The organism is Cobetia sp. BL01, assembly GCF_056493605.1.
Genome location: NZ_JBVBEE010000013.1, coordinates 65,802 through 77,528, shown reverse-complemented (window position 1 = coordinate 77,528; position 11,727 = coordinate 65,802). Strand labels below are relative to the sequence as shown.

Here is an 11,727-nt window from a genome sequence, read left to right as displayed (position 1 = left end):
CTACGGTGATTTCCCGCAGTGTAGATGAGAACTCAACGCCAAACTCTGGATCAACCTTCACACTGCAGTGACAAAAACCAACAAAAAGACAATCACCCTTTCATGCGAAGGAGAGTATTGACATGAATGCATCATGGATGGCGCTTCTGGCGTTCACGCCATTGATACTGGCTGGTATCTTGCTGATAGGGTTCAGAATCCCTGCCCGCATTGCCATGCCCATCGTCTTCGTGGTCACGGCCCTGATCGCCCTGCTTGCCTGGGACATGACCTTCACACGCGTCATGGCCTCATCGTTGCAAGGCTTGATACTGACGGTGGCGATCCTGTGGATCATCTTCGGTGCCCTGCTGCTACTCAATACGCTCAAGCACTCCGGCGGTATTGCCGCGATCCGTAATGGCTTCTCCGGCATCAGCCCAGACCGGCGAGTACAGGCCATCATCGTCGCCTGGCTGTTCGGTTGCTTCATCGAGGGTGCCTCAGGCTTCGGCACACCCGCTGCCGTCGCTGCCCCCTTGATGGTGGCGCTAGGCTTCCCGGCACTGGCCGCCGTCGTGGTCGGGATGATGGTGCAATCCACTCCGGTCTCCTTCGGTGCTGTCGGCACCCCCATCGTCGTCGGTGTCTCGGGAGGGCTCGACAAGGCTGGCGTCAGTGACGCTCTGGCCGCGAACGGGTCAAGCTGGGACAGCTACTTCCAGTTGATCACCTCGGAAGTCGCCATTACCCACGGCATCATCGGTATCTGCATGCCACTCATCATGGTGGCGGTGATGGTGCGCTACTTCGGGGCCAATCGCTCCTGGCGCGAGGGACTCGAAGTCGCTCCCTTCGCGCTGTTCGCGGGTGTCTGCTTCGTGGTGCCCTATGTACTGGCCGGCCTGCTGCTCGGGCCCGAGTTCCCCTCGATGATCGGTGCCATGGTGGGCCTCGCCATCGTGGTACCCGCGGCGCGCAAGGGCTTTCTGCTACCCAGCCGGACCTGGGACTTCCCGAACGCAGACAGCTGGCCCGAGGAATGGGTGGGCAAGCTGGACATGACACTTGAGCCCGTCGAGGGTCGCAAGCCGCTCTCGGTCGGCATGGGGTGGCTGCCGTATGTGCTGCTCGCGGTGCTGCTGGTGATGTCGCGCGTCATCGCCCCGATCAAGGAAGCGCTGACCTCATGGAGCTTCGGCTGGAGCGGCATTCTCGGAGAAGGTGACATCTCCGGCAGTCTGCAGCCCTTGTACCTACCCGGCGGTATCCTGGTGGTCGTGGTACTGCTGACCGTTGTGCTGCACCGCATGCGCATGCAGGATGTCAGTGCTGCCGTCACGGAATCCAGCCGCACGATTCTGGGCGCAGGCTTCGTGCTGCTGTTCACGATCCCCATGGTGCGCATCCTGATCAACTCCGGCGTGAACGAGGCAGATCTGGTATCGATGCCGGTGGCCATGGCGCAATTCATCGCCGATAGCGTGGGCGACATCTACCCGCTGTTCGCTCCCAGCGTCGGGGCCCTCGGGGCCTTCATCGCCGGCTCCAACACCGTCTCCAATCTGATGCTGGCGGATTTCCAGTTCAACGTGGCAGGCGCGCTGGGCATCTCCAGCGCCATGATGGTCGCCCTCCAGGCCGTCGGCGCGGCTGCCGGCAACATGATCGCTATCCACAACGTGGTCGCCGCTTCGGCGACCGTCGGACTACTGGGGCGTGAAGGCATCACGCTGCGCAAGACGATCCTGCCGACGCTCTACTACGTGATCTTCGCCGGCATCATCGGCATGATCGCCTTCCATGGCCTGGGCGTGGTGGATGGCTTGATGCGCTAGAACAGGCACTTCAGCAGCTACCGTGGAGACGCAGACAACGGTGTGCTGGATGGGGTTGATCCACAACGACAAAGGGGCCTTTCAAGGCCCCTTTGTCGTTGATAGGTACAGACGATACCCGCTCATGACCAGCGGATCATGGCCTCTCTGGCAATGACAGGAAAGCCAAGCAGATCGCGAAGGGACGCGGCTTCCGGCGAGAGCGTCAGCCAGCTCACGGTAGCGATGTTGATCAATACCACACACCAGAACACGACTCGGTAGCTTGTCTTGCGCGTCTTGTGGCGCAGGCTCTGCTGGGCGATCAGCGCGCCCGGCCAGCCACACAGCAACTCCATGAGGTGCAATTTCCCCTCAGACACGCGCCACTCCCCTGATGTCGCGGCCTGCTTGTCGACTCGATAGGCCAAGTACGTCACCAAACTCATGCCCAGATACGCCATTGGCAACATCCAGGGCAGACGCCCCTGCTGCCAGCCTGCCCCGAGCAGGACCATCACGACCAGCATCATCAACCATGCAAGCCCCACTCCAGCAGAAGTAGTGGAAGCCCCTGCCCCAAACGTGCGAAAGCGTGTGGCACGTGGGCGATCGTTCTCATCCATGCCCAACTGATACTGCACCTGCGCACTGGCTTTCGGCCGCCCGCGCCCCTGGTACGCACTGATGTGGGCAAAGACATCCTTGCCCCCCGACTCAGGCGTGATGAAACCGAAGCCCTTGTCATCGTTCCAGCGCGTCAATCGTCCTTGAAGGTTCATCGTCTCATCTCTTCCTGGTCCGGCCCCTAGCCGATGAAGGTACCAGAGGTGTTGCCACCGCCCTTGCCACCGGCGCCACCATCACCGTTATCCTCATCATCCCTGCCATCATTACGGTCGCGCCTGTTTTCCTGCTCATCACGGTGATCCACGGGGAGGTCCTGCTCGTGAGTGCCGCGTTGTCCATGGTCGCGGGTGTCAGCCGCAGACGCCTTCTGCGAGTTGGCATGCACGGCCAGCGCATCCCCGGGATTGCGCGCCTCGACCTGGGCCTGCTGGGTGAAGCCCTGGGTTTCCAGCAGGCTCGCGTACCACTGATTGCCCTTCATGCTAATGGTCAGATTCAGACCCAGGAACAGGACATTGGAAATCAGCTGCCCTTCCATCGTCGCGGGAATGAAGACCGAGCTGAGCACGATGAAGCCGAACAGACTCGCCGCCAGCAACCACATGCGCTTGTAGAGTGCCCAGAACAGGCCAAAGAAGAAGGCCGGCCAAGACCAGCCGATCTTGACGGCACGCGTCCCGTGTTCGGGGTGCGTCAGAATACGAAATGAAGCCATCGAGGGAATCCTTGTCTGTGATGCCGAGCAGGCCGCGGGCTGCACGAGGCTCGGGACAAATGACACAAGCCTCGCACTATACCGCTGACCACTTGTCAGGACCATGAACCTCGCTGGCGCTATCTCATTGTTTCCCATCAGGCTTGTCAGCCACGCTGCGCGACCTCAACTGACCCGCACTGCTTGCAGACGCCCGTGGATTCAGGCGCTATCTGTGAGCCCTGTATCCGCAAAGGCCGTCATGTCCTCGCGCAGCAGGCCAAGCAGTCGATCGGCACCGACGCTCAGTTGCCGGCCCAGTCGACTGATCAGTTGCACATGCGGCGTGATGAAAGGCGCTTCCTGAAGCGACAGTCGACATAGCCTGCCCGCTGTCACTTCTTCACTGACCACGAAATCCGGCAGCAGGGTCACGCCGCCCTGCAGCGCGAACTGCTTGAGCATCGCCAGCGCGTTGCAAGTGAGCGTCGGGCTCAGCATCACCCCGGCCTGATGCTCCGCCTGCGCGACGATCTGGCGAATGCCGAACGACACCTCCGGCAGCGCCAGGGCATATCCGTCGAGCGCCGCCAGCGACAATGGCTCGGGCACAGCCGCGGTCGCCTGGCGCGCCAGAGGATGTGCTGGATTGACCACCGCGCATACCGGCTGAGGGCGCGAGACGTGCGCGCGAATCCTTGGATCGCTTGCCGGATGGAACACCAGCCCCAGATGCGCCTCGTCCTCGACGACCTGACGGATCACCTCATTGCTGCCACATAGATTCACCTTGAGCTCGATGCCCGGATAACGCGCGGAAAAACGGCTCAAGGGCCCAGCCAGTCCCTCGATGAAGCCCTCGCCGATGGCCAGTACCAATGAGCCACTCTGCAGCCCCTTCAATGACTGCAACGACTCCAGCAGCACCTCCTGCTGCGCCAGACGCTGACGGTAGTACTCCAGCACCCGCTCGCCGGCTTCCGTCGGCTTGACCCCACGTCGATGACGCTCAAGTAGCGGCATGCCTAGCTCATGCTCCAACTGGGTGATCTGTCGGCTGACCGCAGACGGTGCCACATTCAGGAAATCCGCCGCTGCCCGCACGCTGCCCAGTCTGGCGGCCTCGTGGAAATGACTGATACGTCGTTCCTGCACCAGACTCATCACGCCCCCCAGCATTGCCTTGACGGCAACATTAAAGTGAATTTCGGATTATTGCTGGAACACAGAAGCGCTGTCCATACTCGAGTCACCGGATGACCATCCCCCTTTCACCACGACAGGAATCACACAATGACAACAACCGTCGGTGTCATCGGACTGGGCAACATGGGTGGCGGCATGGCCGCTACGCTCGTTCGCCATGACTTCCCCGTCTTCGGATTCGATCTCTCACAGGCTGCCCGTGACAAGGCTGCCGCGGCAGGTGTCACACCGGTCAGTTCACTGGCAGAGCTGCTGGACACGATCGATATCGTGATCCTCTCGCTGCCCAAGGCAGAGCATGTAGAGCAGCTATGCCTGGGCAAGGAAGGCGCTCAGGAAACCGAACAGGACGCCATCAGTCTGCTGGCCCTGGGCAAGCCCGGCCTGATCGTGATTGACACCACTACCTCGACTCCCGAGACCAGCCGCAAGGTGGCGGCGACGCTGGCGACTCGTGGTATCGACTTCATCGATGCCCCGGTGTCCGGCGGCCCCAAGGGCGCGGCGAGTGGCAGCATGTCGATGGTGATCGGTGCCGAGGAGGAAGTTCTGGCACGCGCCATGCCGGTGCTGGAAGCCATGAGCGGCAGCCGCGTGCACGTTGGCAGCTGTGGGGCGGGCAACGTCGCCAAGATCGCCAACAACATGCTCGCCGCCTGCCATCTGATCAGCACGGCGGAGGCCGTCTCCATGGCCGCCAGGGCGGGTGTCTCCCCAGAAAAGTTGCTGGAAGGCGTGAATGCGGGCTCGGGACGTAGCGGCGCAAGCCAGGTGATGTTCCCCAGCTGGGTGATCAACAAGGCCTTTGATTCCGGCTTCACCATGGGCCTGATGCGCAAGGATGTCCGGCTGGCCAGTGATCTGGCAGCAACGCTTGGACTGGAGCTCCCCCTTGCCAACGCCGTGGTGCAGCTCTGGGACGAGAGCCGCGCGAGCCTGGATGACAGCGAAGACTTCTGCGCCATCGTGCAACGCACTGACCCGACCCTCTTTGGCCACTGAGGATAATCCATGCTGACCCAGGACATGCCCCCGACCTCCCCAATTGCTCAGCGCATCGCCGAATTGATGCAGACGTTTCAGAGCAGCAGCCAATCTCCTGACGACAGTTTTGTCGTCAGCAGCCTGATCGGCGGTGAGTTCGTCACCGGCACGGGTGACGCCATCGAGGTACGCAACGCCCATGATGACAGCCTGATGCTGTCCTTCCCGGATGCCGATCGCGCTCAGGTCGCGCTCGCCAATGCCGCCACACGCCAGGCGCAACCTCATTGGGCTGCCATGACCGCCCAGGCGCGTGGGCGCGTCATCTATCAGATAGGCAGCCTGATTCGTGAGCAGGCCGAGACACTGGCTGAACTCGAGGCGCTAAGCGCCAACAAGCCGATTCGCGATGCCCGTGTCGAGGTGGCCAAGGTCGCCGAAATGTTCGAGTACTACGCGGGCTGGGCGGACAAGCTGCACGGCGAGGTGATTCCGGTCCCGACCTCACATCTCAACTACGTGACCTATGAGCCGCTGGGCACCGTGCTGCAGATCACGCCGTGGAACGCGCCGATCTTCACCGCCGGTTGGCAGATCGCCCCCGCCATCACCGCCGGCAATGCGGTGATTCTCAAGCCCTCGGAGCTGACGGCGCTGTCCTCGCTGGCACTCGGTGTGTTGATCGAGCGCGCCGGCGTGCCGCGCGGGCTGGTCAACGTCATCGCAGGCTACGGCCATACCATTGGCCAGGCGTTCATCGCCGAGGGCGATATCCGCAAGGTGGTGTTCGTCGGCTCCCCCGCGACTGGCCGCCATATCGCTACCGCCGCGGCGCAGCGCTGCATTCCTAGCGTGCTGGAGCTGGGTGGCAAGTCGGCCAATATCGTCTTCGAGGATGCCGATCTCGAGGTGGCACTGCGCGGCGCTCAGGCGGCCATCTTCTCCGGTGCCGGCCAGAGCTGCGTGTCGGGTTCGCGCCTGCTGGTACAGGCCTCGATCTTCGAGAAGTTCACCACTGCACTGGCCGAGGCCGCCACGCAATTCACCCTCGGTGATCCGCAGGACCCGGCGACCCAGATCGGCCCGATCAACAACGCGAAGCAATACCAGCATGTGACGTCGATGCTTGCCGGGGCCATCGAAGACGGCGCGCGCCTGGCGGAGGGCTCAGCAGACCCCACCCCGGACACCGGCGGCTATCATGTCGCGCCGACGGTGCTGCTGGGCGACAACGCCATGACCTGCGCGCAGGAGGAGATCTTCGGCCCGGTCGTGGTCGCCATACCGTTCGAGGAGGAAGCCGACGCCATCCGCATAGCCAATGACAGTCGCTTCGGGCTGGCCGGGGCCGTCTGGACGCGTGATGTGGGGCGCGCCCACCGCGTGGCGCGTCAGGTGCGCGCGGGTACCTTCTGGGTCAATGGCTACAAGACCATTCACGTCAGCTCGCCCTTCGGCGGCTACGCCGAGAGTGGCTATGGCCGCTCCTCCGGATTGGATGCGCTGCGCGAATACAGCGAAGTGAAGAGCGTGTGGGTCGAGACCGCCGCCGAACCGGCCGCCAGCTTCGGCTATGGGGCGAGTCTGGAATGAGGGCTCTGCGACCCTGACCCTTCGGTCACGCCTGAAACGGCAACCAAGGCCCCACCGCCCATCAGCGGTGGGGCCTTGGTGCTTATTTGGCGAGGGTATTGTTGTCGGCAGTATCGCCGAGGGAGATGACCAGGTCCGTGACGGTGACCCATCATGAGTGGCTTCACACCATGGGGGCGGCATCCTCGCCATCCTCCGGCATCGTCACGGCATAACGCTCCTTCGAGCGCTGCTGCCAGGCGGCAAGCTCCGCCGTCAGATAGGGCATGAAGCGCTGCCCCTGACGGGAAACGGGATGAAAACGCGAGGTGACCAGCGCGACATCCAGGTTGATGGTCGGCGCGAATGGCACCACGCGCAGCTGGCAATCGCGGCGCGCCAGCATCGCCTCCGCCGTCACCGGATCGATCAAGGCAATGCCAATCCCTTCATTGACAAGCATCGCGACCGAGGGAAACAGATGCGTCTCGATGCTTGCCTGCAGCGTCATGTCTGCCTGCTGGAAGGCACGCGCTAGCTTCAAGGTACTCTGATGGTGCTGATCCAGCGTGATGATGGTTTCCCCGGCCAGATCCTGTGGGAACAAGACCTCGCGTTGCGCCAATGGATGCATGACAGGCACGGCCAGTGCCATGCAGAGCTGATACCCCTCCAGCACCAGCTCCTCGACCGCGGCGTCTGCCTCGATGACCCCGAGATCAAACTGGCCCTCGGCGACCCACTCGGCGATCTTGCGTGAACTGAACGTCTGCAGCGACAGACGACTCCTGGGGAAGTCGGCGAGATAGCGTGACATCACTCGAGGCATCACCGTCGGCGAAAGCCCCGGCATCGACGCCACAGTGAGCTTGCCGGCGTGACCATCCCGCAGACCATCCGTCAGTTCATCCAGATGCCCCACCGATGCCAGCACCTTGTCGACTCCCTCCGCCAGATGGACGGCTTCCGGTGTCAACTGGGTGCCATAGTGGTTACGCCGAAAGAGCAGAAACCCGACGTCACTCTCCAGATTGGCGATCGCCGTGCTCACCGCCGGTTGCGTCAAGCCAAGCCGACGCGCTGCCTGGGAGAGACTGCCCGTGCGCACCACTTCCTGGAAGATCTGCAACTGACGCAGGTTATGTCTGAGTTTCATGACAACTGGGCTCTTGTGGCGGGGCTCTCGTGACGGGACTCTCGTGGCAAGGCCCTCGTGCCTGGCGTTCGAGAATGGACGCTTGAGGCTGGACGCTCAAGACTAGCCTCTCGTGTATAGGCTCTAAATTGTTCTTATGACTTAATAGACAGCCTTTAGTTGTGCTTATACCCCCAGCGGGAGGAAGCTGATCAGACCCTCATAACCAACAACAAAGGGCCACAGACAATGCATATGATCGACCTCATGGGGCTATTGCTGTATTTCGCGATATTGCTCTACATCGGCTATCGCAGTGCCAGGAAGACCTCCAGCAGTGCCGACTTCGCCGTCGCCGGCAACAAGATCATCTGGCCGGTGCTGTTCGCCACGCTCGCCGCTTCCTTCCTCGGCGGTGGTGCCTCGATGGGACGCGCCGGCAAGGCCTTCGATGAAGGCTACGCCTTCATGTTCGCGGCCTCCGCCTTCCCCATCGCTACCATCATCGCGGGCCTCTACATCGCGCCACGCCTCAAGCGCTATGCAGGGGCACAGACGGTCGGTGACATCATGGCGCATCACTATGGTCGCAGCGCCCGCCTGCTGACCGGCATCTTTTCCCTGATCTTCTGCATCGGCATCCTCGGCGCCCAGGCGCTGGCCATCGGCACCGTCTTCAATGCCATCCTAGGCATCGAGATCAGCACCGGCATCCTGATCGGCATGGCAGTGGTACTGGTGTACTCCACGGCCGGCGGCATGTGGGCCGTGATCCAGACTGACGTGGTGCAGTTCGTGATGCTCGCGGTCTTCCTGCCCATCACCATGATCGTCGGGCTCGACAAGATCGGTGGCCCGGATGCCCTGATCGCCGCACTCCCCAGCGAACACTTCAGCCTCATGGGCGATTACACGCCGCTGATGTTCATCAGCATCTTCATCGCCTTCCTGCTCGGCGAGACCCTCGTCCCGCCCTACACCCAGCGCGCCCTGTCCGCACCGGATTCCCGTCATGCCAGGATCGGCTACTCGCTGGCCGGTGGTTTCGGTCTGCTGTTCTATGCCGTCAGCTCCACCATCGGCTTGATCGCGCTGGTGCTCTATCCGCAGATCTCGCCGGATCAGGCCATGCCGGAACTGATCCGCGACGCTCTGCCGCTGGGGCTGACCGGGCTGGTGCTGGCCTCACTGCTGGCGGTGGTGATGTCAACGGCGGATTCCTATCTGAACTCGGCAGCGGTCATCTTCGTGACCGACATCTACAAGCCCTTCATCAACCCCGCCATGTCCGGCAAGCAGCAGCTGTGGATCGAGCGCGGCGTCAATCTGGCCATCGGGCTGGGCGCCATCGTGTTCGCGCTTTACGCCACCTCGATCATCGATGCGCTGCTGCTGAGCTACGCCCTGTGGGCGCCGACCATCCTGCTGCCGTTCATCTTCGCCGTGCTGTTCAGGATTCGCTGCAAGCGTGCTGGTGTGGCCGCGATGATCGCCGGCGCCCTGGCCACCAGCATGTGGAAATGGAGTGGCCTGGAGCTGGAAGCCCTCACCGGGCTCACCCCGCTGATTGCTGGCGTCATCATCAACATCACGGTCTTCACTCTGGTCTATCAACTGCTGAATGCTGCTCCAGATCACGATACCGCGACCCAGCCCACTCACTCCTGAGGACCTGACCATGTTCGGATTCACTCTCTACACCATCTGCCTGCTGAGCATCCTCACCGCCGTGGGCATCGCCATCGCCTCCTGGAAGTTCTACCGCGACAACTGAGCCATCGGCAGGGTCTGCACCGCTCGACCAGCAAGTCTTCCAAGACCTGTCACGCCCCTGCCACCGTCTTCATCACGCCGATCATGTCGGGCTGCCCGCCCGGCATGATCGGCTAAGAGAGTAAGCACGATGACCCCGCAATCCCCCGCCGCCGAAGCGACGAGCCACGACAGCATTGCCGTCATCGGCGCCGGTATCATCGGTCTGGCGACCTGCCGCGCCTTGCAGGCGCGTGGCAATCACGTTCGACTGTATGACCCGAATCCCGCCGGCGAAGGCACCTCCTTCGGCAACGCCGGTCTGATTGCCAACTACGCCACCTCGCCGATGGCCAGCGGTGATACCCTGCGCCAGCTGCCGGGACACCTGCTGAGCAGGCAGCCATCCCTTGCCATCGCCTTGCGCCACACCCCCGCCCTGGCGGACTTCGGCTGGCGCTTCCTCAAGGCGGCAACGCCCACCAATTTCCAGCGCCACAAGGCAGATCTGATCGCCTTGCTGGCCAATGCCGTCGAACGACAGCATGCCCTGATCGAGGATCTTCAGACCCACACATCCGCGCCGCTTTTCCAGCAGCACGGCTGTCTACAGATCCAGCGCGACACCGCCATCACCCAGGCAGCGCTTGAGAAGATGGCCCAGGCCAAGCGCCGTGATGGGGTCGAATGTCAAGCACTGGGCACAAGCCAGCTGCGGGACATGGAACCATCGCTCAACCCGAAGAGGCTGGCAGGCGGCCTGTTCTTCCCTGACACCCGCCACCTCACCAGCCCGCTGTCACTCAGCCACCAACTCTTCTCACAGCTTGAAGACGGTGGCCTTGAGTGGACGGCGCAGCAGGTCGACGCCCTCACGCCGCTGGCCAGTGGTGGGTGGCGCATCGACACCGCCACCACCTCCCACGAGGTCCCGCATGTGGTGATCTGCGCCGGTATCGCGAGCAATACGCTGCTGGCGGGACTCGGCAAGCGTCTGCCGGTGGTCAGTGAGCGCGGCTATCACATCGAACTCGCCACCCAGCTGCCACTCTCACGCCCGGTGGGCTGGCTGGCGCATCACTTCTACGCCTCGCCAATGGCGGAAGGCATTCGCCTAGCGGGCACTACCGAGTTTTGTGCCCCTTCGCGCCCCGCCTCACCACAGCGCTGGCAAGCCCTCACACAATGGGGCGAGACTCTATTCGGTCAGCCGCTCGACGTCGCCCGCCACTGGATGGGCGTGCGCCACTCCACCCCCGATGGCCTACCAGTAGTGGGAGAAATGCCTGGATGCCCCGGCCTGCTCCTCGCCTACGGGCATGGCCATCTGGGGCTCACCCTCTCGGCCGAGACGGGCGATCTGGTGGCACGCACGGTGGCGCACGAGCCCCTGCCGGGCTACGCGCGCAGCCTGTCACCGGTCAGGTTCTGCCAATGATCTCGCCTATCTGAGAAAGCTGGGTAAATGGCTTGGTCCATGAACGTGAAAGCCCCTGGCAGGCGAACCGTCAGGGGCTTATTGTCCCAGTGCCACGCCTGTTCCAAGAATCTCGCTTTCAGACAACCCTACTTGAGGGAGGCGGCGAGTGCGAGCGCCCGATCATAGAGATGCACTCGACGCTATAGGGCACGATTGGAGCTGTTAGTCGAGGCAATTGCCGCCTAATACGGCATAAGCAATAACAAGATCTAGAACGTGATTCTCAGCATGGACGATGTGCCCAGCATGGACGGCACGGCCATCGTCGCTCTGCAGTCTCGGATCGATGACATGCGCCACCAGCATGTGCCGATGGTCCTGTCGGCGATCGCCAGCCATCTAATTCTCAAGCTTCACCGAGCCGGCATTCACAAGCGCCCGGGAGAACTGTCCTGGTGCCGCAACAAGCCACGCGCCTTCGCGGTCGCGAGGCGCTGGCTGGCAGACGAGTGACGAGCGCAGCCATCACAGGGTCAGC

General features: G+C 62.5%; 10 protein-coding genes. 6 read left to right on the top strand and 4 right to left on the bottom strand.

All coding sequences use genetic code 11. The features are described from left to right. Positions 1 to 122: 122 nt before the first annotated feature. Complete coding sequence (locus ACZYGA_RS16540; protein ID WP_404626791.1) at positions 123 to 1,817, top strand: L-lactate permease; 1,695 nt, start codon at positions 123 to 125, stop codon at positions 1,815 to 1,817. 122 nt (positions 1,818 to 1,939) lie between these two features. On the opposite strand, the gene ACZYGA_RS16535 is transcribed toward ACZYGA_RS16540, so the two are convergent. The 3 genes from ACZYGA_RS16535 to ACZYGA_RS16525 form a co-directional block, all read right to left on the bottom strand. Next, the gene (locus ACZYGA_RS16535; RefSeq protein ID WP_404626789.1) at positions 1,940 to 2,578 is read right to left on the bottom strand and encodes a DUF1294 domain-containing protein; all 639 of its coding nucleotides are present in this window, start codon (positions 2,576 to 2,578) and stop codon (positions 1,940 to 1,942) included. Positions 2,579 to 2,604: 26 nt separating this feature from the next. After that, complete coding sequence (locus ACZYGA_RS16530) at positions 2,605 to 3,141, bottom strand: DUF2628 domain-containing protein (protein ID WP_404626787.1); 537 nt, start codon at positions 3,139 to 3,141, stop codon at positions 2,605 to 2,607. 201 nt (positions 3,142 to 3,342) lie between these two features. Next, positions 3,343 to 4,284 carry a LysR family transcriptional regulator gene (locus ACZYGA_RS16525; protein ID WP_404626786.1) on the bottom strand — a complete coding sequence of 314 codons (942 nt, stop codon included), beginning with the start codon at positions 4,282 to 4,284 and terminating at the stop codon, positions 3,343 to 3,345. Positions 4,285 to 4,413: 129 nt separating this feature from the next. Between ACZYGA_RS16525 and ACZYGA_RS16520 the strand changes: the two genes are divergently transcribed. Beyond that, complete coding sequence (locus ACZYGA_RS16520) at positions 4,414 to 5,328, top strand: NAD(P)-dependent oxidoreductase (RefSeq protein WP_404626784.1); 915 nt, start codon at positions 4,414 to 4,416, stop codon at positions 5,326 to 5,328. Between the two features lie 9 nt (positions 5,329 to 5,337). Continuing rightward, positions 5,338 to 6,903, top strand: a complete 1,566-nt coding sequence (locus ACZYGA_RS16515) for an aldehyde dehydrogenase family protein (RefSeq protein WP_404626782.1) — start codon at positions 5,338 to 5,340, stop codon at positions 6,901 to 6,903. 163 nt (positions 6,904 to 7,066) lie between these two features. On the opposite strand, the gene ACZYGA_RS16510 is transcribed toward ACZYGA_RS16515, so the two are convergent. Beyond that, complete coding sequence (locus ACZYGA_RS16510) at positions 7,067 to 8,038, bottom strand: LysR family transcriptional regulator (protein WP_404626780.1); 972 nt, start codon at positions 8,036 to 8,038, stop codon at positions 7,067 to 7,069. Positions 8,039 to 8,266: 228 nt separating this feature from the next. On the opposite strand from ACZYGA_RS16510, the gene ACZYGA_RS16505 reads away from it, so the two are divergent. The 3 genes from ACZYGA_RS16505 (at position 8,267) to ACZYGA_RS16495 (ending at position 11,702) form a co-directional block, all read left to right on the top strand. Next, positions 8,267 to 9,685: a sodium:solute symporter family protein gene (locus ACZYGA_RS16505; protein WP_404626779.1), complete on the top strand. Its 1,419-nt coding sequence runs from the start codon at positions 8,267 to 8,269 to the stop codon at positions 9,683 to 9,685. A 235-nt stretch (positions 9,686 to 9,920) separates the two neighbouring features. Next, positions 9,921 to 11,207 (top strand): FAD-dependent oxidoreductase, encoded by a 1,287-nt coding sequence (locus tag ACZYGA_RS16500; protein ID WP_404626777.1) that lies wholly within the window; start codon positions 9,921 to 9,923, stop codon positions 11,205 to 11,207. A gap of 258 nt (positions 11,208 to 11,465) precedes the next feature. Then, entirely contained in the window at positions 11,466 to 11,702 is a 237-nt protein-coding gene (locus tag ACZYGA_RS16495) for an STAS domain-containing protein (protein WP_404626775.1), read from the top strand. Positions 11,703 to 11,727 lie beyond the last annotated feature (25 nt).

What these genes read in the sequence shown, in the direction of transcription:
- ACZYGA_RS16540 (WP_404626791.1), top strand. Translation starts at nt 123, where the DNA reads ATGAATGCATCATGGATGGCGCTTCTGGCGTTCACGCCATTGATACTG.
- ACZYGA_RS16535 (WP_404626789.1), bottom strand. Translation starts at nt 2,578, where the DNA reads ATGAACCTTCAAGGACGATTGACGCGCTGGAACGATGACAAGGGCTTC.
- ACZYGA_RS16530 (WP_404626787.1), bottom strand. Translation starts at nt 3,141, where the DNA reads ATGGCTTCATTTCGTATTCTGACGCACCCCGAACACGGGACGCGTGCC.
- ACZYGA_RS16525 (WP_404626786.1), bottom strand. Translation starts at nt 4,284, where the DNA reads ATGAGTCTGGTGCAGGAACGACGTATCAGTCATTTCCACGAGGCCGCC.
- ACZYGA_RS16520 (WP_404626784.1), top strand. Translation starts at nt 4,414, where the DNA reads ATGACAACAACCGTCGGTGTCATCGGACTGGGCAACATGGGTGGCGGC.
- ACZYGA_RS16515 (WP_404626782.1), top strand. Translation starts at nt 5,338, where the DNA reads ATGCTGACCCAGGACATGCCCCCGACCTCCCCAATTGCTCAGCGCATC.
- ACZYGA_RS16510 (WP_404626780.1), bottom strand. Translation starts at nt 8,038, where the DNA reads ATGAAACTCAGACATAACCTGCGTCAGTTGCAGATCTTCCAGGAAGTG.
- ACZYGA_RS16505 (WP_404626779.1), top strand. Translation starts at nt 8,267, where the DNA reads ATGCATATGATCGACCTCATGGGGCTATTGCTGTATTTCGCGATATTG.
- ACZYGA_RS16500 (WP_404626777.1), top strand. Translation starts at nt 9,921, where the DNA reads ATGACCCCGCAATCCCCCGCCGCCGAAGCGACGAGCCACGACAGCATT.